The organism is Desulfatibacillum alkenivorans DSM 16219 (assembly GCF_900142135.1).
Taxonomy (GTDB): Bacteria; Desulfobacterota; Desulfobacteria; order Desulfobacterales; family Desulfatibacillaceae; genus Desulfatibacillum; species Desulfatibacillum alkenivorans.
Window position 1 is genome coordinate 397378 of the sequence record NZ_FQZU01000001.1, and the last position, 25160, is coordinate 422537.

19 protein-coding genes and 1 pseudogene are annotated in these 25160 nt (G+C 56.2%); 10 read left to right on the top strand and 10 right to left on the bottom strand.

Going from position 1 to position 25160, the window contains the following annotated elements:
• Nucleotide 1 precedes the first annotated feature (1 nt).
• From BUE18_RS01580 to BUE18_RS01605, 6 genes are all read right to left on the bottom strand, one after another.
• Nucleotides 2–826, bottom strand: coding sequence for a shikimate dehydrogenase (locus BUE18_RS01580; RefSeq protein WP_073472173.1), 825 nt, complete (start codon nucleotides 824–826; stop codon nucleotides 2–4).
• Nucleotides 823–1920 (bottom strand): prephenate dehydratase, encoded by a 1098-nt coding sequence (pheA, locus tag BUE18_RS01585; protein WP_073472174.1) that lies wholly within the window; start codon nucleotides 1918–1920, stop codon nucleotides 823–825. Before pheA ends, BUE18_RS01580 begins: the two co-directional genes overlap by 4 nt.
• Nucleotides 1917–2909, bottom strand: coding sequence for a 3-dehydroquinate synthase II (locus BUE18_RS01590; RefSeq protein ID WP_073472176.1), 993 nt, complete (start codon nucleotides 2907–2909; stop codon nucleotides 1917–1919). The genes pheA and BUE18_RS01590 overlap by 4 nt, the downstream gene beginning before the upstream one ends.
• A 14-nt stretch (nucleotides 2910–2923) precedes the next feature.
• Complete coding sequence (locus tag BUE18_RS01595) at nucleotides 2924–3718, bottom strand: 2-amino-3,7-dideoxy-D-threo-hept-6-ulosonate synthase (protein WP_073472178.1); 795 nt, start codon at nucleotides 3716–3718, stop codon at nucleotides 2924–2926.
• A 395-nt stretch (nucleotides 3719–4113) separates the two neighbouring features.
• Nucleotides 4114–4968 carry a damage-control phosphatase ARMT1 family protein gene (locus tag BUE18_RS01600; protein WP_073472180.1) on the bottom strand — a complete coding sequence of 285 codons (855 nt, stop codon included), beginning with the start codon at nucleotides 4966–4968 and terminating at the stop codon, nucleotides 4114–4116.
• A gap of 32 nt (nucleotides 4969–5000) precedes the next feature.
• Nucleotides 5001–6491, bottom strand: a complete 1491-nt coding sequence (locus tag BUE18_RS01605) for a sigma-54-dependent transcriptional regulator (RefSeq protein WP_073472182.1) — start codon at nucleotides 6489–6491, stop codon at nucleotides 5001–5003.
• Between the two features lie 252 nt (nucleotides 6492–6743).
• Here BUE18_RS01605 and BUE18_RS01610 point away from each other — a divergent pair, with 252 nt between their 5' ends.
• From BUE18_RS01610 to BUE18_RS28730, 7 genes and pseudogenes are all read left to right on the top strand, one after another.
• Nucleotides 6744–7682 carry an ACP S-malonyltransferase gene (locus BUE18_RS01610; RefSeq protein ID WP_073472183.1) on the top strand — a complete coding sequence of 313 codons (939 nt, stop codon included), beginning with the start codon at nucleotides 6744–6746 and terminating at the stop codon, nucleotides 7680–7682.
• A 3-nt stretch (nucleotides 7683–7685) separates the two neighbouring features.
• Nucleotides 7686–8621 (top strand): SDR family oxidoreductase, encoded by a 936-nt coding sequence (locus tag BUE18_RS01615; protein ID WP_073472185.1) that lies wholly within the window; start codon nucleotides 7686–7688, stop codon nucleotides 8619–8621.
• A 1-nt stretch (nucleotide 8622) separates the two neighbouring features.
• Entirely contained in the window at nucleotides 8623–9639 is a 1017-nt protein-coding gene (locus tag BUE18_RS01620) for a 3-oxoacyl-ACP synthase III family protein (RefSeq protein ID WP_073472187.1), read from the top strand.
• Nucleotides 9629–10102 (top strand): 3-hydroxyacyl-ACP dehydratase FabZ family protein, encoded by a 474-nt coding sequence (locus BUE18_RS01625; protein ID WP_073472189.1) that lies wholly within the window; start codon nucleotides 9629–9631, stop codon nucleotides 10100–10102. Before BUE18_RS01620 ends, BUE18_RS01625 begins: the two co-directional genes overlap by 11 nt.
• A complete protein-coding gene (locus BUE18_RS01630) occupies nucleotides 10095–11372 on the top strand; it encodes a beta-ketoacyl-[acyl-carrier-protein] synthase family protein (protein ID WP_073472191.1) in 1278 nt (425 codons plus the stop codon). Before BUE18_RS01625 ends, BUE18_RS01630 begins: the two co-directional genes overlap by 8 nt.
• Nucleotides 11373–11388: 16 nt before the next feature.
• Nucleotides 11389–11655 (top strand): acyl carrier protein, encoded by a 267-nt coding sequence (locus BUE18_RS01635; protein WP_073472193.1) that lies wholly within the window; start codon nucleotides 11389–11391, stop codon nucleotides 11653–11655.
• 60 nt (nucleotides 11656–11715) lie between these two features.
• Nucleotides 11716–11955 (top strand): annotated as a pseudogene (locus tag BUE18_RS28730) (4'-phosphopantetheinyl transferase superfamily protein); the annotation flags it as partial.
• Between the two features lie 1260 nt (nucleotides 11956–13215).
• Here the strand turns inward: BUE18_RS28730 and BUE18_RS28400 are convergent.
• The 3 genes from BUE18_RS28400 to BUE18_RS01650 form a co-directional block, all read right to left on the bottom strand.
• The gene (locus BUE18_RS28400; RefSeq protein WP_244549258.1) at nucleotides 13216–13503 is read right to left on the bottom strand and encodes a hypothetical protein; all 288 of its coding nucleotides are present in this window, start codon (nucleotides 13501–13503) and stop codon (nucleotides 13216–13218) included.
• Between the two features lie 216 nt (nucleotides 13504–13719).
• The gene (locus tag BUE18_RS01645) at nucleotides 13720–17028 is read right to left on the bottom strand and encodes a response regulator (protein ID WP_073472197.1); all 3309 of its coding nucleotides are present in this window, start codon (nucleotides 17026–17028) and stop codon (nucleotides 13720–13722) included.
• Between the two features lie 118 nt (nucleotides 17029–17146).
• Nucleotides 17147–17521, bottom strand: a complete 375-nt coding sequence (locus BUE18_RS01650; protein WP_073472199.1) for a PilZ domain-containing protein — start codon at nucleotides 17519–17521, stop codon at nucleotides 17147–17149.
• Between the two features lie 221 nt (nucleotides 17522–17742).
• Here BUE18_RS01650 and BUE18_RS01655 point away from each other — a divergent pair, with 221 nt between their 5' ends.
• From BUE18_RS01655 to BUE18_RS01665, 3 genes are all read left to right on the top strand, one after another.
• Complete coding sequence (locus BUE18_RS01655) at nucleotides 17743–19479, top strand: N-acyl-D-amino-acid deacylase family protein (RefSeq protein ID WP_073472201.1); 1737 nt, start codon at nucleotides 17743–17745, stop codon at nucleotides 19477–19479.
• Nucleotides 19480–20076: 597 nt separating this feature from the next.
• Nucleotides 20077–21201: an epoxyqueuosine reductase gene (locus BUE18_RS01660; RefSeq protein WP_244549259.1), complete on the top strand. Its 1125-nt coding sequence runs from the start codon at nucleotides 20077–20079 to the stop codon at nucleotides 21199–21201.
• Nucleotides 21202–21332: 131 nt separating this feature from the next.
• Nucleotides 21333–23870: a glycoside hydrolase domain-containing protein gene (locus BUE18_RS01665; RefSeq protein WP_170868231.1), complete on the top strand. Its 2538-nt coding sequence runs from the start codon at nucleotides 21333–21335 to the stop codon at nucleotides 23868–23870.
• Nucleotides 23871–24451: 581 nt separating this feature from the next.
• Here the strand turns inward: BUE18_RS01665 and BUE18_RS01670 are convergent.
• Complete coding sequence (locus BUE18_RS01670) at nucleotides 24452–25153, bottom strand: EI24 domain-containing protein (RefSeq protein WP_073472206.1); 702 nt, start codon at nucleotides 25151–25153, stop codon at nucleotides 24452–24454.
• Nucleotides 25154–25160: the final 7 nt, after the last annotated feature.

Sequence of the window (25160 nt, forward strand, 5' to 3'; positions counted from 1 at the left end):
ATTACCTCTGGCCTAAGATTGTTTCCACGGTTTCCCGCATTTGGGCGACGGGCGCTTCCTTGCCGGTCCACCATTCAAATTGCGAGGCCCCCTGATACACGAACATGGCGATTCCGTCCACTATTGTGCATCCGGCGCTCCTTGCGTCGGACAAAAAACGGGTCAGCAAAGGCCGGTACACAATGTCCATGGCTAGCATGTCTTTGTTAAAAAAGGATGCGGGCGCCGGACTGTCTTGCACATTGGGGACCATGCCCACCGAAGTGGCGTTGACCGCAATGCGGCAATTCAGGTTGCCCAAATCCTCCATGGGCCGGAAATCAACGCCCAATTCTTCAGCCAGCCTGGCGCCTTTTTCCATGGTGCGATTGACGATGGTCACCCTGGCGCCTTCCTGCTTCAAGCCGTAGATGACGGCGCGCGCCGCGCCCCCTGCGCCGATGACCACCACGTCCTTGTCCTTAACCGGCGTTTTTTCCTGGATGGCCTTGACCGCGCCCAGGCAGTCGGAGTTTTTTCCGATCAACCGGCCCTGGTCATTGATGATGGTGTTGACCGCGCCCATGGCCCGGGCCGTTTCGTCCACCTCGTCCAGATGCTCCATGACCGAAATCTTATGGGGGATGGTCACGCTGGCGCCGCCCATGTCTAGTGCGCGGATAGCCTGGACCGCCCCCTGGACGTCCTTGACGCGAAAAGCCATGTACGCCGCATTTTCGCCGATGTGCGCAAAGGCCCGGTTATGCATGGCCGGGCTGAGGCTGTGGGCCACGGGATCGCCGAACACGGCGTACAACCGGGTCAGGGAATTGACTTCCACGGTCATGGCCTGTCCCCCACCGGGTACGATCCCAGCCATTTTACGAAGGAGCACAGGGTGCGCATTTTATCCACCACTTTTTTGACAGGCTCATCCTTCATGTGCCCTTCCAGGTCAACGAAAAAGAGGTAGTGCCAGCTTGCGCTCTTGGACGGCCGCGACTCCAGCTTGACCATGTTCAGCCCTTCTTCCGAAATGGGCTGCAACACGCTGTGCAAAGCGCCCGGAATGTGAGGTATGGCGAAGAGCAGGGAGGTTTTATCCCGCCCCGTGGGCTGGACCTTGTCCCGGCCGATGACCAGAAATCGGGTGATGTTGGTCGTGGAGTCCTGGATGTTATCCGCCAGGGTGTTCAACTCGTAAGTGATGGCCGCCTCCGAGCTGGCAATGGCCGCGCCGCCCGGGGTGTTGACCGCCATGCGCGCCGCCTCGGACGTGCTGGAGCATTGGTTCTGCAAAATGCCTGGCAGGTTTTTGCCCAGCCACTTGCGGCATTGGGCGATGGCCTGGGGATGGGAAAACACCACCATAATCTGGTCCAGGGAGTCCTCCGCGGACAGCAGGTCGTGCCGGATGGGCAGGTAGATTTCGCCGCAAATCCTGACGTCGCTTTCCTGGAACAGGTCCAGGGTCAGGTTCACGGCGCCTTCCATGGAGTTTTCCACCGGGACCACGCCAAAAGGCCTCCGCCTTTTATCCACCTCCTCGAACACGTCCGAGATGGTTGCCAGGGGCGTAAAATTGGTGGAGCGGCCGAAATGCTTCATGGCCGCCATGTGGGTGAAGGTCGCCTTGGGGCCCAGGTAGCCCACTTCCAGGGGCTGCTGGATCCTGCGGGACGCGGCGATGATTTCCGTATACAAAAGCAGCAGGGTTTCGTCAGGCATGGGGCCTTCGTTCAACTCCTGCAGCTTGTTCAGCACCGCCCGTTCCCGGGAGAAGTCCACCACCGGCAGGCCCTTGCCCTGCTTGATTGCGCCGATTTTCCGGGCGATGTCCAGGCGTTCGTTGACCAGGGCCAGGATCTTTTGATCCGTTTCGTTGATAGCCTGCCTTAAGGGTTCCAATTCGGGGAGGCCGTTTTTGTTGGATGGTTTCATTTTTCCGTTATGGTCTCCTTGATTTTATGGCCGAAGTGACGCCCGCCTTCTTCCAGGCTGGCCAGCACTTTATCGCCGGGCTTGAGAGCCACCACGGAAAGGGGCTTGCCGTCGGTCGCCACAAGGCGGATGGTTTCGGCGTTTTGGCAAATGGTGGTTATCTTTTTATCGCCTGCCTTGGCGGTAATCAACAGCAAAGGCCGTTTTTCGATTTTCAGCCTGCCCACAACGCCGATGGAGCACTTGCCCTTGTAATCCGTAATAAGCACTTCATCCCCTGCGCTGAGCTCGGAAAGATACCGGGTTTTGTTGCCCGGAACCTTGGTGTAGGCATGAACCGCCCCTGCGTTCACTCTGAAAGGACGAGCCGCCACATAGGGATTCTCAATGCTTTCGGAGTGAATCAGAAACATGGCCGCCGAGGAATTGCCCACCAGCATGCCTTCTCCGGGCTTCATGTCCGTGCAGGTGTCCACGCACACCCGGTCGCCCATGCCCACGGCCTTGACTTCCGTAATCTCCACCGGAACCACCGGGGCGCTTATCCCTTCGCCTTTTAAAAAGGCCAGAGTGCGTTTAAGCTCGGCCGGGTCCGGCGTGTCGATCAGCACGCCCCAGACCCCGTGCTCCAGAATGCCGGCGGCGGTTTTGGCTTCGTCCAGGCTCTTGGCCGGGTGCACCACCCTGGCGCCTTTGGCGATGAGGTTTTCCAGGGGGATGATGCTCCAGTCCGGCGTATCCACAATGACCGGCCCCATGGCCTGAGCCTGGATAATCTGGTCTTCGTCGTCCATGCCGGTAATGGTGATGGTGCTCAGGTCCTTGCCGGGAATCAAATCCCCGTCCGGGGCGATGGTGGTTATCCGGCCCAGTTCCTTGACTTTTTCAGCGTATCCCTCGGGAACCATAAGCGCGTCCGCGCCGCCCTCCAGGGCGGTGGTGACAAGGTCTTTGTTCCAGGGATCCACTTTTACCCAAATGGTTTTCATGAGACGCCTTTCGCTTAGAGGAGTTCCAGGGCTTGTTCAACGGATGCATCATCATGCACAATGGATGAAATGGCGCGAACGATTTTTACCGGAGCGGCGTGCTGGAACACGTTCCGGCCGATGGAAACGCCTGCGCCGCCGGCTTCCACGGAGCCCTTGACCATTTCCAGGATGTCGCGGTCCGAATCCATTTTGGCTCCGCCTGCAATGACGACCGGGATGGCGCAGCCGGAAGTGACTTCGTGGAAGGAATCAGGCGTCCCGGTGTATGGCACCTTGACGATGTCGGCGCCCATTTCATGGCCCAGGCGGGCGGCGTGCTTGACGTATTTAACGTCGTATTCATCCACGATTTTCTCGCCGCGAGGGTAGATCATGGCAAGCAGAGGCATGCCCCATGTGCGCGCCTGGTAGCTGATTTCGCCGAAATCCCTAAGCATGTCCTTTTCCAGGCCGTCGCCCAGATTCACATGGATGGACACGGCGTCCGCGCCCAGTTTGATGGCTTCTTCCATGGTGCAGATAAGGGTTTTTGCGTTGGGGAAAGGGGAAAGGGAGGTGGATGCCGAAAGGTGGATGATCAGCCCGATGTCAGGTCCGTCGCCCCGGTGGCCTTCCATAACAAGCCCTTTGTGGACCACCACCGCGTTTGCGCCGCCCGCGGCCACGGAATTAATGGCGGTTTTCATGTCCTGCAGCCCGTCAATGGGGCCGACCGAAATGCCGTGATCCATGGGAACCAACACGGTGCGGCGGGTTTTTCGGTTGAGAATGCGTTCCATCCTGATTTGTTTTCCAACGAAGGTCATTTTTCCTGCTCCTTTGATTTTGGTTGCCTTCCCCGGAAAAAGGGAAGGGCCGTGAAGCCTTTTTTCGCTCCACAGCCCTTTCCGAAAACCAAAAAAGCCGTGGAGACTTTTCGGTCCGCCACGGCTTTGTTGTGTTTGATGGGTTTCAGCTCACCCTCGCGCACCTCCGGGCAGACCGGTGCTAAAAAAATAATAAAAATAAAAATAGCACTTGTTAAAAAGTCTGCCGAAATTGGTAATCACGTAAATGGGCTCCGTTAGCTGAAAATTAACCTCAAGTTGGCTCTGTGATACGGGATGCCGATAGAGTGTGTCAAGGGATTTTTTTCCTGTAATGAATTTTTAACAACTTTTTTCATGAAAAACATCCGCGAAACAGCGCCTTTCGCCTTCATTTACAAGGCTGTGCTTTGCCTCAGGATAATTCCGCCCATGGGCGCGCCCATGTCGCGCTCAATGACCGGGCACTTGATTTGGAGCAGGCAGAACACCTTGGGACCGGCGTTGTTCAGGGTCTCGTAATTGCCCTGGCCTTTGGCGATGATCACCGGCGCTTTGTTATAGGCCTCCACGAATTCCGGCTTGCACAGGGACAGGATGGTGCCCGGGGCGTCCGCGCCGTTGTCAAGGAGGGTTGTTGCGGCCTTGTCCAGGCCGGCGGCGATTGCGTCCTCCATAATGGCGTCGTTGAGGATGGGCCTGCCCCTGACCGCATAGACCACGGGCTTGTCCAGGGTTTCGATGAGCACCCGGTCGAACACGGTTTCTCCCGCGTTATCCCCCAAATACAAAATATGATCCGCCATTTCCATCTCCCGGCGCAAAATCGCTTCGTCGTCCACGGCGTAATCCTGGGCCAATACCCGGTCCACCGTATGCCACAGGTCCTCGTGCTCGTCGGACACGCCCAGGTCGATGATGTTACCCGCAATGGCGAGGCGCAGGGCCGTCCCCAAAGGATCGGCGCTGGCCGCGACCATGGCCTTCAGGTCGTCATACAACTCCATGGCCGCCCGGGTGCAGCGGGCTTTGGCTTCCTTGTACGGGTCCGGGTTGTTGCTGTATGCGCGGATAATGCCGTGAACGGCCTTGGCCACGTGAGGCGGCGTGGTTTCCGGGCTTAGGTTTTGCAACAGTTCCAGAACCTTGACCATGATTTTATGCTGAACCGGATCGTCGCAACCCGCGTGACGGGCTGCGTTGATGGTCTGGCGGACGAAACATGCGTAGCAATCCAGGTAAAACTTCACTTTATACTCCCATGAACATTTAAGCTAAGAAATTATTCCTCATCCTGCTGGTCCCACTCGCTGATGTACTTGGTCACCGTGCGGCGGTCCAGGCTGATCCTCCGGGCCACCTCCTCAAAGGTTCCGTGGCGCGCGTGCAACAGCTTGCAATATCCGGCCATGAGCATCTGGGCGGGCATGTCTCCTGTTTCCAGGGCCGCGGCCAGTTTGGACTGGAGATCTGTGGGCGCGTATTTTTTGTCTCCGCCGTAATCCTTTTTCAAAAGCACCCGGCGCACGCATTGCTCCAACTCACGGACGTTGCCGTACCAGGGGTATTCCGGCCCCAGGTTTTTTTCGATGACCTTTTTCACCATGTTTACAAGCTCCGGCGAGGGCTTACCCACGGTTTTGCTCACAATGTGGGACAGGAGATCGTCCAGCTCCAGGGGATCCTCCTGGATGCGCCGGCGCAAAGGCGGCACGGTGATAACGTCCGAACACAGGCGATAAAAGAAGTCGTCCCGAAACTTGCCGCTGGAACGCAGCTCGTTCAGCTTTTGATTGGTGGCGCCAATGACCCTGCCGTGAAAGGGCGCCTTGATGTGGCTGCCCACGGGATGGAAAAAGCGCTCCTGCAAGACTTGCAGCAGCTTGATCTGCACGGGCTGGCTGATTTCGCCGATTTCGTCCAGCAAAATGGACCCGTGCGGGCTGCAGTTTTCCAACACGCCGATATGATTTTCCACCGCGCCGGTGAATGATCCTTTTTTATGGCCGAAAAGCTCCGACTCTATCAAATTTTCAGGATATTGGGACAAGTTGATGGACTTGAAGTTGCTGGTGAAGCTCTCGGTGAACACCCGCCGCTTCATATTAAAGGGAATGTGCCCGGAGCGGCCGATGGCGGCTGCCACGGTTCCCTTGCCCGTGCCGGTCTCTCCTAAAAGCAGGGTGGAAAAATCCTCCATCCTCCCCCGAAGATATTCGTCATACAAGCTCAGGTTATGGGTGAATATATTGTTCCATAAATCAAACCGCAGCTTTTTCATAATCTGACTGCGGCCAATCAGGCTTTGATTGATGAAGTAAAACGCCCGCCGCAATTGATAGCCCATCTCGATGGCGTGCTTGATCTCAGAAGGATTGAACCCCCTGGACTGAAGCACGGCGATGGCCTCTCCGGCGAAGTTCAATTTAAGAATTTTGTCATCCGCCTTTATTTGGGCGCGGATGTGATCGTCGAATTTTTTGCGGAACCGGTAGAAGAAGTCGAAAAGGAACACGTCTTCCAGCAACTTCTTATCTTCGCCGGAATAAGCATTCAGGTCGTCTCTTCCCGAATCTCCCAAAGCCAGCAACTGATCTTCCAGCACACGCAGGGTTTTGTCTATCTGGTGGCTTCCATTGGAATCGCCCTCCCCGGAGGCTATTTGCAAGTCGAGGCTAAGCCTCTGTTCTCCAAAGGGATTGGCAATCGCCGCCTTTTGCACCAGGGTGAAAAATTCCCGTTCCTGGGAGGTCAGGCTTTTTTCTTGGGGCATGGAAAATCCTCTAAAACGCCAGGGGCGATGCAACCGGGTTTCAAGGTTAGGGAGCGCATACACTCCGTGTACATGGCCTGTGCACAACATGCGTATCACAAAGCATAGCCACAGGGCGACGTGAAAAGCAAAATATTTTTATGTTCAGTTAAATTAGGCGGTTAACGAAAAATTTCGATTCCGGCACGCATCTTGTTTAATAACAGACACAAAGCCGGGAACAGGAATGCCCGGAATTATGAAGGAGGAAACATGAAAACGCAGACAACAGCCATTGTTTTTCCGGGGCAGGGCTCCCAAAGGCCGGGCATGGGCAAAGATTTCTTTGACCAATGCCGGGAAAGCGCCCGGGTTTATGAGGAAGCCTCGGACGCTCTTGGCTGGAGCACGGCGGACATGTGCTTTGGAGAAGACGACAGGCTTAACCTGACCGAGTTCGCCCAACCCTGCATTGTGACTACGGAAATCGCCATGCTTCGGGCCTTGGAAGAGGAGTTCGGCTTGACCGCCCAATTTTGGGGCGGGCACAGCCTGGGCGAATACACCGCCCTGACCGCGGCCGGGGTATTGCCCTTGGCCTCCGCGGTTAAAATCGTGCAAGCCAGGGGAAGGCTCATGCAGGAAGCCTGCCCTGTGGGTATGGGCGCCATGGCCGCCGTAATCGGAAAAGGACTGGACGTTCAACTTCTCTCCGAAACCCTCAACGGCCTGCCCGTGGATCTGGCCAACATCAATTCGCCGGATCAGGTGGTTATCAGCGGCCGGGCCGACTCCATGGAACAGGCCCGGCAGGACATCGAGGCTGCCTTTAACGGCGCCGCCCCCCGGTTCGTTCCTTTAAACGTAAGCGCACCCTTCCATAGCCGCTTTATGAAAAGCATCGAACAATCTTTCAGGCAGGTCCTGGAGCAGGAAGCGGGCGATTTCAAGCCGGAAGGCGCCGCCGGCGCGGCCTGCAACTATACGGGTGTGTTTCATACCCCGAAGGGCTCGGCCATTATTGACGCCCTGGTGAGCCAGTTGAGCAATCCGGTCCGGTGGACGGACAACATGGACCTTTTGGCCCAGGCTGCGGACGAGATCGTGGAGCTTGGCCCCAATCGGCCGCTGCGGGCATTTTTCAAGGCCATGGGCGCCGCCTGTCAATCCATTACCGGCATGACCGCCGCGAAGAAAGTTTTTGGAGGATAATTCATGAAATTCGACTCAGGATATTGGGCGATCATAATCGGCGCGTCCAGCGGGTTTGGCCTGGCCGCGGCAAAAAAGCTGGCAGGCCACGGCATGAACCTGTGCCTGGTGCATCGGGACCGGCGGGGCGCCATGAAGAACATCCAGCCTTCCTTTGACGAAATCGCCGCAATCGGCGTGCAAATGCTGACCTTCAACCTGGACGCCTTGTCCCCCGAAGGCCGCGCCAAGGCTTTGGATGAGCTGGCGGAGAACCTGGGCGAGTCCGGCTCCGTGCGTCTGCTCATGCATTCCCTGGCCTTTGGCAACCTCAAGCTCCTGGCGCCTTACCAAGCATCCGGAGAGCCCGCCAGGGCACGGGCGAAGATGGCCGATTTGCTGGGCGTCATGCCCCAGGCCGTGGACGAAGCTGCGGCCGGCCTGTTCGCTCAAGGGTGTCCCCCCATGCATGCCCTGGCGGACGAGGCCGAATTCAACAACCGGTTTTTGCTGGAGGAGGATGATTTTTCCCGCACCATCCACGCCATGGGAACCAGCCTGGTGGAATGGGTGCAGGACGTTTTCAACCGGAAGATGTTCGCTTCTGACGCCCGGGTGCTGAGCCTGACTTCCGAAGGCAACGCCGTGGCGTGGCGGGGATACGCTGCGGTTTCCGCGGCCAAGGCCGCCCTGGAATCCGTGTCCCGGGCCATTGCCGTGGAGTTCGCCCCTTACGGAATCCGTTGCAACGTGGTCCAACCGGGGGTGACAGACACCCCGGCTTTCCGGGCCATACCGGGGAATCCGCAAATCGAGGCCAAGGCCTTGTTGCGCAACCCCATGGGGCGCCTGACCACTCCCCAGGACGTGGCTAATCTGATTTTTCTGCTGTGCCTGGACGAGGCGGGGTGGATCAACGGCAGCCTCATTCCCGTGGACGGCGGAGAAAGGATTGCCTGATATGCTTTTTATTCACGGCATGGGCCATTATCATCCCGAAAACGTGATCACCAACCGGTTTTTAAGCAGCCTGGATATCGGCAGCAACGAAAAGTGGATCATGGAGCGGGTGGGCATTGAGGAACGGCGCACGAGCCTGGATCTGGACTACATCCGCCTCACCCTGAACCGGGACGTCAGGGCCGCCGCCGAAGCAAGCATCTGCACCCGCGCATGGTGCGGCGCCCAGGCCGCCCGCATGGCCCTGGAAAGGGCCGGCCTGAAGCCGGAAGACGTGGGCATGGTGATTTCCGGGTCTTCCAGCCCGTATATCGTGTGCCCGGCGGAGGCATGCTCCGTAGCTGCGGAGTTGGGCGTGGAAGCGCCTTGCTTTGACGTCAATTCCGCGTGCAGCACGTTCATCGTTCAATTATGCAACCTGGCCGCCATGCGCAGGGATAGCCTGCCCCGGTTCGTCCTGGTGATCAACCTGGAGCACGTAACCCATTCCGTGGATTATTCGGACCGCAACTCCGCCCCCTTGTTCGGAGACGGCGCCGCGGCCGCCGTGATTTCCCTGGAGGAATCGGCCCCTGTGGAGTTTTTCGGCGCCGGGTTTTTCTCCATACCCGCCTCCTGGGACAAAGCCGTCATCCCCCAGGGCAAGCACTTCTATCAGGAAGGCCGGGCTGTTCAGGGCTACGCCATCCGCAAGACCACGGATTGCCTGCGTTATTTGCAGGAGCAATACGGGGCCGAAGCTCCGGTCTTTCGGTTCATAGGCCACCAGGCCAATTACATGATGCTTGCTCACGTATGTCAACGCTGTGGAATCAATGATCAAGACCACTGGCACAGCGTGCGGGAGTTCGGAAACGTCGGATGCAGCGGCGCGCCTTCCGTGTTGAGCATGAACTGGGACAAGCTCGAGCCCGGAGACCACACGGCCATGGTCGTGGTGGGCGGAGGCCTGACCTACGGCCGGGCCATGCTGCGGATGAACGGCTTGGAGGAACAAGGAGAATATTATGCAGCCTGATAAAGAGTTGAAAGAGCAAATACTGGAACTGATCCCCCAACAGGCGCCCTTCCGGTTTGTGGACGAAATCCTGGAAGTGGACGGGGACCGGATTGTGGGAACCTACCGATTCAAGGAAGACGAGTTCTTCTATCCCGGCCATTTTCCCGGCGTCCCCATCACCCCCGGGGTGATTCTGATCGAAACCATGGCCCAGACCGGCGCCGTGGGCCACGGCATCTATCTCATGATGCAAAAAGGCATGTCCCTGGACGAGATAAAAAGCCAGGCGACCGTTTTCTCCCTGGCCGATCAGGTGGAGTTTTTCACCATGGTTCCTCCGGGAGCCCGGGTGATCGTCACGGGCGAAAAAATGTTCTACCGCCGGGGCGCCCTGCGGTCCAGCGTGACCATGGCTTCAGAGGACGGAAAGCCCATTTGCCGGGGAATCCTTACGGGAACGGGAGTGCGTTTAAATGGATAGTCGCGGAGTCGTCATAACGGGCCTGGGCGTTGTCAGCCCTATCGGAAACGATGTCGCGGAGTTTATGGAATCCCTGAAAAGCGGCAAGCCCGGCGTCCGGTATATTCCGGAACTGGAGGAGTTGAAATTTTCCTGCTGCATTGCAGGGGTTCCCCAGGATTTTGCACAGATCAGGGAAAAATATTTTACGGACCGGGAGGCCTCCGTCATGACCGAGGCCACGGCCTACGCCGCCGTCGCCGCCCTGGAAGCGTGGAAGGACGCAGGCCTGGAAATTCCCAATGAAGACAGCCCCGTGGATTGGGACACCGGCGCCATCATCGGCACCGGCATAGGAGACATGGAAACCATCGCCCAGCGGATCGTGCCCATGGTCAACGATAAAAAAGTTCGCCGCATGGGCAGCCGGATCGTGGAGCAGGTCATGAACTCCGGGGCCAGCGCCAAGGTGTCGGGTCTTTTGGGCCTGGGCGCCCAGGCCACGGCCAATTCCTCGGCGTGCAGCACCGGAACCGAAGCCGTGGCCGAGGCGGTCTGGAAAATCCGGGCCGGACTCGCCAAACGCATGGTCGTGGGCGGAACCGAAGGACCTTCCCCTTATACCTGGAGCGGGTTTGACGCCATGAAGGTGCTGCCCAGGAAGTTCAACGACCGTCCCGAGACTGCGTCCCGCCCCATGAGCGCTACGGCCGCCGGGTTTGTGCCCGGCGCTGGCGCGGGAATTCTCATTTTGGAAGACGAACAGACCGCCTTGGCGCGCGGCGCCCGGATTTACGCCAAAGTGGCGGGCGTTCACGTGAACTGCGGCGGTCAAAGAAACGGCGGCTCCATGACCGCCCCCAACAATCAAGGTGTGCGTCGATGCATTCACGGGGCTTTGCAGGACGCAGGCGTACAGGCAAAGGATGTCGATTCCATATCCGGGCATTTGACCGCCACCTTTGCAGACCCCATCGAAGTGCAAAATTGGGCGAAAGCCCTGGGAGTCGCACCGGGCGACTTTCCCTTAATCAACTCCGTCAAGTCCATGACCGGGCATTGCCTGGGCGCGGCGGGCGCCGTGGAATCCATTGCGGCGGCCCTGGAGTTGCACCACGGGTTTTTGCACCCCTCCATCAATTGCGAGGACATCCACCCGGAAATAGCCCCATTTGAGGAAAAGGTCGTTAGAAAATACACGGACTATCCCGAACTGCAATGCCTGGCGAAAGCCAGCTTCGGATTCGGGGATGTGAACAGTTGTCTAGTGTTCACAAAATGGAATGCCTAAGAAAAGGAGATACCACATGGAACTGCAACAAGTATTTGATAAAATGGTCGAAATTCTCAAACCTTTCGTGAAGGATCCGGCCGCCCTGGCGAACGCCGACAAAGACACCCATCTGATCGACGACCTCAAGGTCAATTCCGCCCGCATGGTGGACATCATCATCGAGTCCGAGGACGCCTTTGAGGTGGAAATCGACGACGACGAAGCAGACTCCATCGAAACCATCGGCGACGCCGTCCGCGTCATCATGGGCAAGATGGATCCCATAGCCAACCCCAGCTAAAAGGCGAAACGGGAAGAACGGCCCCCTCCCTCGCCGTTCTTCTCGTTCAGGCTTGCCGTTATGGGTATAGGCAACGACATAGTGGACCTCCTGGCGCCAGAGGCCGGGAGCAAACATCTGGATCAGCGATACGCGGGCCGGGCTTTTACTTCCAGGGAATTGGACGCGATACAAAATTCCCCCAAGCCCGGCCCTTTGTTTTGGGCTATCTGGGCGTGCAAGGAGGCTGCGTACAAGGCGCTCAGCCAGGATTGTCCCGGGATAAGCTCCTGGCCGAAAAAATATGATGTGGAGTTGCAGACGGAAGGGAATAAGGGGGAGGGAAGGGTGAAAACGCCTAAAGGCGAGGTTTTCGTCCGGGTGGATTTTTTTGAGGAATTCGTTCACGCCGTCGCCGCGACGAACCGGAACGATTTGGATGTTGTGATTTTTAGCGTTGCGGAGAGCATGCCGGGTGACGGCAAGTTTTGTATGCATTCCCACGCAAAGCATGGGAACGAGCAGGATGGGGCTGCCGGAGTTTTCAGGAAGCGCCATGGGAGTGATGGCAGGTGTAGGGGCAGGGTTTCCCTGCCCATTAGTGACGTAGGTTGTATAGAGCCTGCGAAACCCAACAAACAACTTCCGTCGGGTTTGAAGTCCATCAGCGTTCTCGCCCAAGAGCAGCGCAAGGCCGGATTAGGTAACCCGGCCTGCGACCTTCCCAATGGAAGCGTAGGTTGGGTAGAGCTCCGCGAAACCCAACAAGCCGATTTGGATAATCCGCCCGACATGCATGAACCTCCGCAGGAGAGGCTTAGGGGCAGGGTTTCCCTGCCCAATGGGCGTTTCTTGGCGCCTGATGAAGATCATATCCATGTCGGCGCCCATACCCCCTCTCCCTTGACGGGGGAGGGTAGGGGTGGGGGTGACGATAAAATCAACCCTTGCCTTAACGAATCGCCTATGACCCCGTCATCCTCGCGCACGCGGGGACCCAGCGTCCTTCCCTCATTCCCATGCTGTGCGTGGGAATGCATACTTATGGAACCAGAAGACCGATTGTCCGTAGTTGGTTTAGAGCCTGCGAAACCCGACAAACAACTATTGTCGGGTTTGAAGTCCATTGGCGCCTTCGTCCATGAAAAGCGTAACGCCGGACTTCTTAACCCGACCTACAATCGTTCCAGGGAGGACGTAGGTTGGGTAGAGCCCCGCGAAACCCAACAAGCCGATTTGGATAATCCGCCCGACATGCATGAACCTCCGCAGGAGAGGCTTAGGGGCAGGGTTTCCCTGCCCAATGGGCGTTTCTTGGCGCCTGATGAAGATCATATCCATGTCGGCGCCCATACCCCCTCCCCCTTGACGGGGGAGGGCTGGGGTGGGGGTGGCGATGAAATCAACCCTTGCCTTAACGAATCGCCTATGACCCCGTCATCCTCGCGCACGCGGGGACCCAGCGTCCTTTTCGCTTCGGGGCAGGGGCGCTCATTCAACGAATGCGATCCCCCCCATCCTGTCCTTCCCCCGCCAGGGGGGAAGGGACGAAGGCCCGTCGGCTTTGGCTCCAACATGTTGTTAAGGCGCGAACTTGCTCCTGCCTCCTATGATGACGCCGCAGCCGAAAATTTCGAGGCCGAAGTAACCCCGGTCCAAGAAGGCAAGTTCCGTATGCATTCCCACGCAAAGCATGGGAACGAGAATGCCGCAACCGAAAGTTCTGAGGAGGAAGGATGCGCCGCACAAGACGGCAAGTCTTGTATGCATTCCCACGCAAAGCATGGGAACGAGAACCCAGGCGGCCTTTTTGACCCTGGCGGCTGCGAAACCCCCTCCGCCTTGGTCAGGCGGCTGGCCCTGCAGCACCTCTCTTGCTTTTATGGTTTGGATGATTCCGCTTTGCGGATTGTCCGGAAAAAGCGGGGCGGAAAATTAGGCCCCCCTTTGGTGCAATGCGGCGACGCCGACCTGCCCGTATCCCTCAGCCTCAGTCATGACGGGCCTTATCTGGCCTGGGCGTTTCTTATTAATTCGGATCAACGGCTTTGCGATACCGCACAGCCGGATTAAAAGGCCGGTCATTCACCCCAAATGCCCGTTGATGAATTCCTTGATGCGCTGGGTTTCGGCTTCCAGGGTCGCCAGGATGTCGGCGGCGTCGGCGAGTTCGTCATTCTTCCCCATGGTTTCCAATTGGAAGGCCAGGTCGGAAGCTATGTCAGCGCAGATGTATTTCAAGGTTCCTTTGTATTTATGGGCCGCAGCGTGCAAGGCTTCGGCGTCCTGGGATTTTAGGCTGGCGGCTATATTGCCGACCGAGACGTCCACGTCATTCATAAAGGTTTTCAGGCAGTCGTCCAGGAGCTCCTGATCCCCTCCCATGATTTCCAAAGCGGCCTCCATGCTTAAGGGCGGCGCTGTTTCTTCTTCAGGCTGGACGAACGGGGCTTGCTCCTCCTGAGCGCCGGCTGCCTGCTGCGCCGGAGGCCCTTCCATTTTTTCGGCGGCGTCTTTTTGCGCCTCCGCCTGAGCTGTTTGCGCGGGTTCGCTGTCTTTTTTGCTTGTCATCACATTTTGGATGACTTTGGTCAGGGCGTCTCTTTGCAGGGGCTTTGTCAGATAATCGTCCATTCCGGCTTCGATGAATTTTTCCCGGTCTCCGGTCATGGCGTGGGCGGTCAGGGCGACAATGGGGGTTCTTTTCACCTTGTGAAGGGCTTCAAATTGCCTGATTTTCCGGGTGGCTTCCAGGCCGTCCATGATGGGCATCTGGCCGTCCATGAGAATCAGGTCGTATTTCTCCCCCTTGACGATGGCGTCCAGGGCTTCCTTGCCGTTATTGGCCACAACCACGCTATGCCCCATTTTCATAAGATTGGTTGAGGCGACCTTTTGGTTGATGTCGTTGTCGTCAGCCAAAAGAATATGGATTTTTCGGGTTTCTTCGGACGTGTAACGCGTGACGATGCTTCTGGGGCCAGCCGTCTCTTCGCCGGAGCAGGCGCCCATGGCGCAGGTCAGGGCTTCATACAATTGGGCCTGCTTGATGGGTTTGGTCAGGTAAGCGTGAAATCCTATTTCTTCCATGGCCTGGGCGTCGCCCCGCATTCCCATGGAGGTGAGCATGAACAGGATGATGTTCTTGAATCGAGGGTCTTTTAATATGCGGCTCCCCAATGCGGCTCCGTCCATGCCCGGCATCTGCATGTCCAGTATGGCCAATTCAAAGGGGTCGTTTTCTGCATAGGCTTTGTCAAGCCATGCCAGGGCTTGCTCTCCGCCGGGGGCTTCTTCCGGGCGGCTTTTCCATGTCCGGAGCATTTCTCGCAGGATGATCCGGTTGGTTTCCACATCGTCCACCACCAAAACCCGCTTGCCCTGAATATCTTCCACAAACAGCTCCTCGTTTGGGGCCTTCTTGGATTTTGGCAGAACAGCGGTGAACCAGAACGTGGACCCTTTGCCTTCCTCGCTTATCAGTCCGATTTCTCCGCCCATCAATTCGGACAGCTTTTTTGATATGGCCAGGCCAAGACCCGTTCCACCGTGCTTGCGGGTTGTGGAAGAGTCCGCCTGGGTGAAGGGGGTGAACAGTATTTTTTGGACGTCCGGCGGAATGCCTATCCCCGAGTCCCGGACTTCAAAACGGATGACGGCGGTTTCTTCATCCTCGGAATCCAAAGAAACCCGGATGACCACCTCTCCCTTTTCCGTGAATTTGACCGCGTTGCCGGAGAGGTTCATCAAGATTTGGCGAAGCCTGCCCGGGTCTCCCTTAAGCCACAGGGGGACGTCGTGGTGAATCAGACAAGCGGCTTCCACGCCCTTTTCCTCCGCGGGCACGGAAATGACGTCCGCAACCCCTTCCACCGTGTTGCGGAGATTGAACTCGATGACTTCCAAATCCAGCTTGTCGGCGTCGATCTTTGAGTAGTCCAGGATGTCGTTGATCACCCGGAGCAGGGCCTGGGCGCTGGAATTGATCCTTTGGACGTATTCCGTTTGTTCGGAATTCAACCGGGTTTCCATGAGCAATTCGCCCATGCCGATAACTCCGTTCATGGGCGTGCGGATTTCGTGGCTCATATTGGCCAAAAACTGCCCCTTGGCCATATTGGCCAATTCCGCTTCCACAGCCAGTTGGTTGGCGCCTTCCACCAGTCTTTCCAATTGCTGGTTGGAGAACTCCAACTCCTGCTTGGCGTCCAGTATTTCCTGGATAGCCTGGTCCCGTTCCTCAATCATGCGGTAAAAGCTGGACGTCAGTTCCGCAATTTCATCGGCGCCCTTTATGGCGGGTTGGAGTTCCAGTTTACCCTTGCCTGCTTCCTTGACCACCTCGGTCAACGTGATGATCGGCTTGGTTATTTTTGAGGCCGCATAATACACAAACAGGATGGTTAAAAAAGCCAGGCCGGCGCCTATGGCAAGCAAAATGCCCATGTCTTGGTTGGGCTTTTTCAGGATTTCGTTTTTGGGAACCTGACATAAGAGAAACCACTCGTCTAAATCGTCTGAAAACTGGATTGGAATGACGGCGTTGAGCTTATTGCCGTCAAAGGAGAGAAAGCTATGATCCATGGAGCTTTTTGCTTTGGAAAGAAAACTTGTGCTGCTTGATCCCAGGACGTTTTTTTCCGGGCCGTCGGCTTTTGCGCTTCCCGCCAGGACTTCTCCGGTTCGGTCAACCACAAAGAAACGGGCCTTGGGGTTGCCTTTATGTGCATCCGAAAGCACTTCTGCAAGCGTCCCGGCGTCCAAGACCACTCCGACCACACCCCGAAAATATCCATCGAAAATAATAGGCGTGGCTACGGAAAAATGGCTGCTCTTCAAACTGCTCAACGGTTGGGAGTGCGGTTTTGTTAATATGCTTGTTCTGGCGGCCTTTATTCGTTCGTAAGGACAGAATGGATCGCTTTTATCAACAGGCGCCTTTTCCAGGTGAAATCTCCCTGGCCCGTCACGATACCAGAAGGGAATGAACCTTCCTTTTTCATTGTGGCCCTCCCGGTCTTTATGCATTTTATCCATGCCGTCAAAACCATTAGGCTCCCAGACGGTTCGCAAACCCAGGAACTGCGGGTTTTCTTTAAGTATTTTTAAAATGACTTCGTTGGCGGCGTCACGGCCGATAGACGCCGAATTCTTGGACATGTTAAAGCAGGATAAGGTGTTGGCCAACGCCCGGCTCACGCCCAGCGCCACATTGATCTGTGTTTTTATCCGGGATGCGTATTGCCGTGATGTTTCGATATACTGATTCTGGGCGGAATCAATCGCCGCCTGTCTGAGGGAAACGGCGGCAAAGGTCCAAACCGCGGCCAGCATGATTCCCACACTCAAGCCCACAACTAAAATAATTCGAGTTCTTATGGAATTCAGGATCATGCAGCAGCCTTCGGAAGAGACGCATTCTTTGCGTATACAATTTCACGCAGGAAAACGCCTGTTCTTGTTTATGCGTCACAAACTTGACGAACTGCAGCCTTTCGCCGGTTGCATTCGGTTAGGATGCGGCGTCGGGGGTGTTATGCCTGACAATATTGAAAAGGTTGATGGAACTGTCCCCGTCAATATCAAACAGACTCAACCCCATGGTGTTAAACCCCCCGGTTTTGTCCGGCTGGCTTCTTATGACCTTAAAATTCGCCAGCACCAGCAGGGACTCCCGGCCCATAACATGAAGAATGCGGACTCTGCCCGAAGCTCCCAAGGGCAAGGATTTGGGGCTGGAAACCAGCATTCCGTTCATGGAAAGATTGCGGCACCCCACCTCAATGCTTTCCCCGTCCACATCCATGGTTGCGTGCACGGAAAAACTCACGCGCGGCCACTTTCTTTGATCATCCCTGCTTTGAGCCTCTTGTCCCATGGTTTCCATACTGACGACTCCTTTTTTGCATCCGGTTTTTCAAGCCTGCAACAAACACCTTTTATGAAGCAATAAGCATACCAAAACCGGCCTTTTTCAAGGTCTCGGCGTGAAGGGGCTTGACGGACTTAAGGAAAAGGGGTATCTTTTACCAAGCGTTCAAAAAATCGGGGCCTTCCCCCAAATGCCCCCCTCTTTATTGCATCCTGTTTGTGTGAAAGGGTTTAGCCATGCATTTTGATCTTGTTATCGAACAGCCTTCCGTCTTTGACGGCTCGGGAACCAGGGCCGTCATTCAGGATGTGGGGGTGAAGGACGGAAAAATTCAGGCCTTGGGAAACCTGGCGGAGGCCGAGGCTGCAGAGCGGATTTACGCCCGGGACATGGGGCTGTGCCCGGGTTTTATCGACGTGCACACTCATGCGGATATGGCCCTGCACCGGCCGGAGCAGGTGGAGGTGCTGGCGCCCCTGGTGCGGCAGGGAATCACCACCATCGTAGGGGGGAATTGCGGGGCCGGCATGGGGCCCATCTCGGACCGCAATGCGGATTTTCAGTACAAGTTCTATGAAATTTTTCTGGGCAAGGATCAGCAGCCGTATATCACCTGGCAAGGTTTCGGCGAGATGCTGGAGTCTCTGGAGGCGGGCGGCCTGTTGGTTAATACGGCCATGCTGGCGCCCCATGGCATTCTTCGCATGCACGCCATGGGGGACAGCGTGGAAACCGCGGGGCCGGACGACCTGGCCGTCATGATACAAAGCCTCCGGGAGTGTATGGAGGCGGGCGCCGTGGGCATGAGCACGGGGCTTCAGTATTTTCCGGGGCTGTGCTCCGACTCCCGCGAGCTTTTGGAGCTGGCCAAGGTGCTGGCCGAATACGACGGGGTGTTCACCTCCCACCTGCGCAGCTATAATTCCAACGGCCTTCAAAACGCCATGGACGAAATTATGGACATAGGCCGGGAGGCGGAGATTCCCGTTCAACTGAGCCACCTGTTCTGGGTGCCTTATATGTTCGAGCCCCTGAACACCATCATGAAGGCCTTTGTCAAGGCGGCCAGCCGGCTGTATAAAATTCACCCCTTTCCCATTCCCCTGGACTCGTCCACCAAGTCCCACATGGCCAAGTTGGCGAGACTGGTTGACAAAGGACAGCCCATCGGCGTGGACGCCATGCCCACCAGCGCCGGCTTCACCCATCTTTTCGCCTTTTTTCCGCCCTGGAGCCTGGAGGGGGGCATGCACGGCGTGCTGAAACGGATCGCCGATCCCAAAGACCGCCTGCGCATCAGAAAAAGCATAGAAAAAGGCAAGCCGGTCTGGCCTCATCGCGGCCCGGATTCCTGGTCCATGAACCTGTTCAAAATCATGGGGTGGGATTGCGCGTCGGTCATGAGCGTCACAAGTGAAAAAAATCAAAAATACATCGGGATGAACTTCGGCGAAATCGGAAAGGCCCAGGGCAAACACCCCTTTGATGCGGCCTGCGACCTGGCCCTGGAGGAAAACGGAAGGGTGTTGATTTTCGAAACCCCTACCTATCCCGGCGACCCCATGGTGGAACTGTCCCTCCAGGGAACCCTCATGGACCCCAACGTGAGCATCGGCACCGATTACATCCCCCTGGGCTTTGGCAAGCCCTCCCATCTGACCTACGACTGCTTTCCAAAATTTCTGGGCCAATACGCCCGGGACTGGAAGCTCCTGGCCCTGCCCGAGGCCATCCGGAAATGCACCGAACTGCCGGCCTCTCAAATCAATCTCCCCAACCGGGGGAATATCGCCGAGGGCTATTATGCGGACATGGTTTTGTTCGATCCGGAAACCATCGGCTCCAACTCAACGGCCCAGGATCCCGCGCATTCCCCCAAAGGAATCCATATGGTGTTCATTAACGGCCGCAAGGTGGTGGACGGAGACGACTTCTCGCCCGATCCTTTGCCGGGTATGATGATTCGAAGATAGAAGGGAAAGGGCGCTATTTTTTTGTAATAAAAAAAAGGAGACCCTCAAAACGGATTTTTTACCCGCCCTGGACGAGCCTTCCGCATTGCCGCATGGCAAAGCCAAAGATGGAATCAGCCCGGCAAAGCGGGAAAGCCCCTGAGTATTTTCAGCGGCCCTGCCGTGGTGTTGTTTGCATCTGAACACAGATAAAAATTATATAATAGTTAATGATAGTGTGATTTAGTGTTAGTTTTTAGTTATTTTCGTCTGTCTCTTGACTATCTGTTTTGCATCTGTCAAACTTAGTTCCGATTGGAACTCGGCCTGTGACTGTCTATTTAGGTGAGCCAGTATTTTGAATTGGGGGAACCGATGGGAAATGATTTAGGGGCGTTGTTCTTCCGCTTCATATCAGCGTTTGTTTGACGGATTGTTCCTTCCTTGGCCGGGTATTTCACTTCTTTGTAATTTCGGCTTTTCCACCAGACCAAGCACGTCTTTCTTGATTGAACGGCCGGCGCTCCGCCGCGTTTGCGCAACCAACGTCGAAGACATGCTTCCATCCACGGCTGGATTGCAGGACCGGTAACACGATGAATGGAAAGGGGATATCCCATGGCAAGACGTAAGATGAAAGACCATTACCGGAAACTTTCCTTCATCACGGACCTGGGGGGCATACAAAACGCCCTGGGCGAGATGCGCGGGTTCGGCTTTCCCAAGCAGCCGCCGTTAAATTGCGGGTGCCAATGTCAGCCGGGAGACCCTTTGTTGGACGAGAATTGGTTTTGCAGCACCATCAAAGCCAAGATCGCAGGACACCCTGAAAACGGAATGGAATATCCTTTTTACGGGGAGCGCATTTTTGAGGAGGCTCTGGTGGGCTTTGTCCGGGGCGATGATCCCATTTTCGAAGATTTCAAGGAAATCATCGGCCCTCATCATTTTACGCCATGGGAGATCATGGCGTGGCAGGCGGAAAACAACGGCGTGGAGCCGCCTTCCCCGGAGGACGTCTCTGTGGTGAGCTTTGTCATGCCCATCACCAAAGCCACCCGGGACGACAACAGGAAGGCCGGCCAGTGGCCGGCCGAGCGCTGGGCTCAGACCCGCCTTCACGGAGAGCTTTTCAGCCAGCTTTTCGTCCGGGAGATTGTCACCTATCTCATGAGCCGGGGAATCCTTGCTGTGGCGCCGGACGTCACTCCCAATTTCAACAAAAAGAGATACCCGAAAGTCGGATGGGCGTCTCCCTGGTCCCATCGCCATGTAGCCTACGCCGCCGGATTGGGAACCTTTGGCATGCACGACTTCTTAATTACGGAAAAAGGCTGTGCACACCGTCTGGGCAGCTTTGTGGTCAACCTGCGCCTGCAGCCCAACCGGGAGCGGCCTGAGGACATCCATGCCAATTGCCTGCATTATCAGGGCAAAAAATGCCTGAAATGCATGGAAAGGTGCCCGGTGGACGCCATTTCGGAAGACGGCGCCCATGACAAGGAAAAATGTTATAAAAGGGTCAAGGATTCTTTAAGATACTGCAACAAAAATTACCATATTTTCATTTACGGCTGCGGCCTTTGCGCCACGGGCGTTCCGTGCGAAAACCAAATTCCCAGGCCTTTGCAAAAAAAAAAGCATAATTCCGCCTCTCAGGAAAAAACAGCCGATGTGTGTTCCGTTTCATTTTCCTCCCAATCCGCGTCCGATATAATCAAATCCGCAAAAGCCCAGGATTGAGGCGTCCGCCGCTTTCCGGGCGGTATAACCCATGATTCAATACTAAATAACCCGCATAGCAGCGTTTGCTTTAGGGATTCATGATCCCTCTGGCTGCGCAGCGTCCTTGTGGACGGTCAGGTGTGTGCAGAATGAGGAATCACATCCATTTTCTCCCCGTTTGTATTCGTGCGTTCAGCTTTGTTATTCCTATATTGCTATTATTGCTTTGGTCTCCGTCCATAACGGCCGCGGCGGATGATGAACTGGAAAATTACACCTTTACTCTGACCCAATCCACCGGGAGCCATACCTTTTGGACCACGCCGCCTTCGGAAAGGGTGTTCAAGGACGGCGCTCCGCCCGAGGAGACCGGCTCGCAGATCCTCGTCTATGCGGCAAAGAACGAATTCGAGCCTTTTCAGATTGTGGTCAATCCGGCATCCTCGGGAGCCGTTCAGGTGACGATCGGCGATTTCGGGACGGGCGTGACAGCGGAGTTGTATCAAGTCAAATACGTCAATATTGAAACCGTGTCGGACAATTTGGGCCGCACGGGCGATTACCCGGATCCGCTCTGGCCTCTGGAAAACGGCGCCAATGTAAACCTGACCGCAGGCGAAAACACGGCATTTTGGATCAGCCTGAACCTAAGCGGCGCTGCCGCCGCCGGGGATCATTTGGGCAGCGTGACCATAGGCGGGACGTCCATCCCCGTCAATCTGCACGTCTTTAATTTTTCCGTGCCCGAGGAGCTGCACGTGAAGTCCCAGATGAATTTCAGCCATAACGCCGTGCTGCAAAAATACAGCGTTTCCGGGACCGGCGACAACTACTGGATGTACGTGGACATGATGAAGCAGTTTTTCATCGACCATCGCCTGACTTCCAAGTCGCCCCTTTGGTCGGGCGGGCTCACCTCCTCAGGAGGCGCGTCTTACATTAACTATAATTGCGACACGCAGGCGTTGAGCGACCCATGGGATATTTGGGGCTTTGAAAAGCCCGCCAAAAAATACCTGGACGGCATTGGTTTTGAAGAGGGAGAGCTGTTCAACGGCGGCGTGGGCTTCCCGTCCTTTATGGCCATTACCTTTCAAAATAACGACTCCTCCCAGGATCAGCGCCCCAGCACGTTTTGCGGATCTTCCCGCAGTGTAAACGACTGGTATACGGCGAACAATCCGGACTCGGTCTATAATACCAAGTGGAAGGATTACATGTACGCCACCCAGGAGTATTTGAGAGGCCTGGGCTACCTGGACAGGGCCTATTACTACATGGCCAATGAGCCCCAGGATGACGAGGATTACAAAGCCGTGGCCTGGTACGCCAACCTCTTAAAAAGCGCGGCGTCCGATCTCAAGCTCATGGTTTCCGAGGAGCCTAAAGAGGAAATCTACAATAATGAAGCCTTTCCGGGCGCCAAGATCGACATCTGGCTGCCTGTCCTGAACAATTACGACCCGGACGTCTCCCACGACAGGGAGAAGAATCACCAGGAGGAAACCTGGGTCTATTTCCTCCACGGAACCCGGCCTCCCTATTACAACCCCATCACCCTGGACCACCCGGGCATTGAAAGCAAGTTCACGGGCTGGCTGTTATGGAAATACCGCATCCGGGGCATCGCCTATTATTCATTGAACAATTGGAGCCAAAACCCCTGGACCAGCCCCATGACCGACGGCCATAACGGCGATACATTCATGTTTTACCCGCCGTCCGAGGACAATTCGGCCATCGATTACGGCGCAAACAACCATCGCCTGGTTCCGTCCATCCGCCTGGAGCTTATGCGGGACAGCCTGGAGGATTACGAGTACCTGTATCTGCTGAACGGCGGCGCCAATCCCGTGGTGGACGTTGTCAACGATTCGGACGCCCAGGCGGATAAAATCATATCCAGCCTGACCTCCTACACCCGGGACAGCCAATTCATGTACAATCTGCGTAAGTACATCGGCCAATATCTTGGGAATGAAATCGCTGAAATCCCGGATCTTTCGCCGCCGATGCTCCATGACCGCTCCCAGGGCGAGCCGGACAATTACTACATCAACTTTCAAAATCCGGCGGGCGAGCCTGCGGCCGATCCCTTGAAAGTGGATGACAAAACCTATATGAAAATCGGCTGGAGCGAATACGACCAAGTCTTGGGCTACGGCTGGTACGGCGACATGGCCCATGTAAAATATCAATACTTGTCCAGCGCCCCCAACGTGCTCCAGGGCAGCATCCTGTACGACGACTGGGGGCGGGAGAAAACCTTTGAATTCGACCTGCCCAACGGGCTGTATCAGGTTACGGTCTCCGTGGGATGGCAGGGCAGGACCTATTCCCATAACCAGATTGTGGTGGAGGGGGTGGATTTCGTGGTGGACGAAGCGACCAGCCCGTATCTGGTCCGCACCAGGATGGTGGAAGTCCAAGATTACAAGCTCACCATGGAAATGGGAATCTTCGACAAGTACACCATGCTCAATTACATGGAGATCAAGGGCAAGTCCGACGTCCTTGGAGACCTGAACGGCGATTTTTCCGCAGACCTGACCGATGCGGTGTTGGTCCTGAAAATCCTGGCCGGCCGGGAAACCGGCGCCCTGAACTCCAACGCCGACGCAAACGCAGACAGCGCCTTAGGCCTGGAAGAAGCCATTTACATCCTGCAAAAACACGCCGGATTATAGAGCGCCTCTTTTGATCTGGGCGGCCCATGCAAAGCATTTATAGGGAATCCAAGGTGTTATGTTGCTGAAAATCGTGGGTTGGGTAGAGCCCCGCGAAACCCATTATCAGTGCGGCTGGCCGCACCTATCCAAAAAACCGCGAAGCGGCATCCGAAATATGTCCATCATTCCCGAATGTAGTTGTCGGGAATCCAGGGGCCGTCTATCGCTCTCCGGAAATCTTCGGAACGCATGGTAGTGGCAGGCCCCGGCGCCTGTCCGTTTTTGTCTTGTCATTCCTTAACGCCCATCATTGAAAACGGGTTCCGCTTGTTTTACGATTGCTTGAAATAGTTATGATTTCAGATGCTTCCGTATGCATTCCCACGCAAAGCATGGGAACGAGTCTTAACAGCCGCCGCGCCGCCAAGCCTTTTTTGGGCGTTCCGGGCATTCAAGGCCTGGGGCCGAAAGGCCAAAAGGCGCGGCCTGGGAGAAAATGAAAACAGGGGGCGGTCGGCGGGCGTACGGAGGCGGTCGAGATCTTGATTTACTTCCGTGTTTTCCGTGGTTTAAAAAACGTTTTCCCGGAAATCCGGAACTTAATCTGCTTGTGGCGGCTGACCCGCCGGCGGGGTTTGCCCGGCGCCGTTTTGGGGCAGGCTGTGAAAGACGTGGGTCATCCACACCACGGCGATGATGGGGATGAACAAGTTCACCAAAGGGACCAGAGCGATCAATGTGATGATAAAGCCTCCCCCGTACACGGCCGCCTTGTTGGTGGACTCCATGCGCAAGGCCTGGGGCTTGCCGATGTGGTATCCGGCGGCGCTTTCGAAAAACTCCCGGCCCAGGAGATAGGTGTTCAGGGCAATGGATACGAACAGCCCGATTCCTCCCAGCAGGTAAAAGGGCAAAACCAGCATGTTCAGGAATACGGCCCATGCCGTGAATTTGATGTCGTGAAAAAGGTCCGGCCACAAACGGGGGCCTTCCTGGCGCACTTTTTCGGGGTAATAAATGCGCTCCACCTTGTCGATGGCGGTTTCCTGGAACACCCCGCCGATAAGCACGGTCAGGGCCGGAAGCATAAACCAGCCGCCCACGCCCGCGGCGATTCCCACGGTTCCCTGGATCAGCCAGTTGAGCCAGGCGGCGTCAAAGTTCACCAGCCAGGCGGTAAAAGCGTTGATTCCCATAAAAGCCGCGATCACAATAATCAGGGCCAGCCCGGCGCAAGCCAGCATAAGCGTAACAAGCCCCGCCTTGCCAATGGAAGCGATTGTTTTGGCGAATGGAAACATGATAGAT

What these genes read in the sequence shown, in the direction of transcription:
- BUE18_RS01580 (WP_073472173.1), bottom strand. Translation starts at nt 826, where the DNA reads ATGACCGTGGAAGTCAATTCCCTGACCCGGTTGTACGCCGTGTTCGGC.
- pheA (WP_073472174.1), bottom strand. Translation starts at nt 1,920, where the DNA reads ATGAAACCATCCAACAAAAACGGCCTCCCCGAATTGGAACCCTTAAGG.
- BUE18_RS01590 (WP_073472176.1), bottom strand. Translation starts at nt 2,909, where the DNA reads ATGAAAACCATTTGGGTAAAAGTGGATCCCTGGAACAAAGACCTTGTC.
- BUE18_RS01595 (WP_073472178.1), bottom strand. Translation starts at nt 3,718, where the DNA reads ATGACCTTCGTTGGAAAACAAATCAGGATGGAACGCATTCTCAACCGA.
- BUE18_RS01605 (WP_073472182.1), bottom strand. Translation starts at nt 6,491, where the DNA reads ATGCCCCAAGAAAAAAGCCTGACCTCCCAGGAACGGGAATTTTTCACC.
- BUE18_RS01610 (WP_073472183.1), top strand. Translation starts at nt 6,744, where the DNA reads ATGAAAACGCAGACAACAGCCATTGTTTTTCCGGGGCAGGGCTCCCAA.
- BUE18_RS01615 (WP_073472185.1), top strand. Translation starts at nt 7,686, where the DNA reads ATGAAATTCGACTCAGGATATTGGGCGATCATAATCGGCGCGTCCAGC.
- BUE18_RS01620 (WP_073472187.1), top strand. Translation starts at nt 8,623, where the DNA reads ATGCTTTTTATTCACGGCATGGGCCATTATCATCCCGAAAACGTGATC.
- BUE18_RS01625 (WP_073472189.1), top strand. Translation starts at nt 9,629, where the DNA reads ATGCAGCCTGATAAAGAGTTGAAAGAGCAAATACTGGAACTGATCCCC.
- BUE18_RS01630 (WP_073472191.1), top strand. Translation starts at nt 10,095, where the DNA reads ATGGATAGTCGCGGAGTCGTCATAACGGGCCTGGGCGTTGTCAGCCCT.
- BUE18_RS01635 (WP_073472193.1), top strand. Translation starts at nt 11,389, where the DNA reads ATGGAACTGCAACAAGTATTTGATAAAATGGTCGAAATTCTCAAACCT.
- BUE18_RS01645 (WP_073472197.1), bottom strand. Translation starts at nt 17,028, where the DNA reads ATGATCCTGAATTCCATAAGAACTCGAATTATTTTAGTTGTGGGCTTG.
- BUE18_RS01650 (WP_073472199.1), bottom strand. Translation starts at nt 17,521, where the DNA reads ATGGAAACCATGGGACAAGAGGCTCAAAGCAGGGATGATCAAAGAAAG.
- BUE18_RS01655 (WP_073472201.1), top strand. Translation starts at nt 17,743, where the DNA reads ATGCATTTTGATCTTGTTATCGAACAGCCTTCCGTCTTTGACGGCTCG.
- BUE18_RS01660 (WP_244549259.1), top strand. Translation starts at nt 20,077, where the DNA reads ATGGCAAGACGTAAGATGAAAGACCATTACCGGAAACTTTCCTTCATC.
- BUE18_RS01665 (WP_170868231.1), top strand. Translation starts at nt 21,333, where the DNA reads ATGAGGAATCACATCCATTTTCTCCCCGTTTGTATTCGTGCGTTCAGC.
- BUE18_RS01670 (WP_073472206.1), bottom strand. Translation starts at nt 25,153, where the DNA reads ATGTTTCCATTCGCCAAAACAATCGCTTCCATTGGCAAGGCGGGGCTT.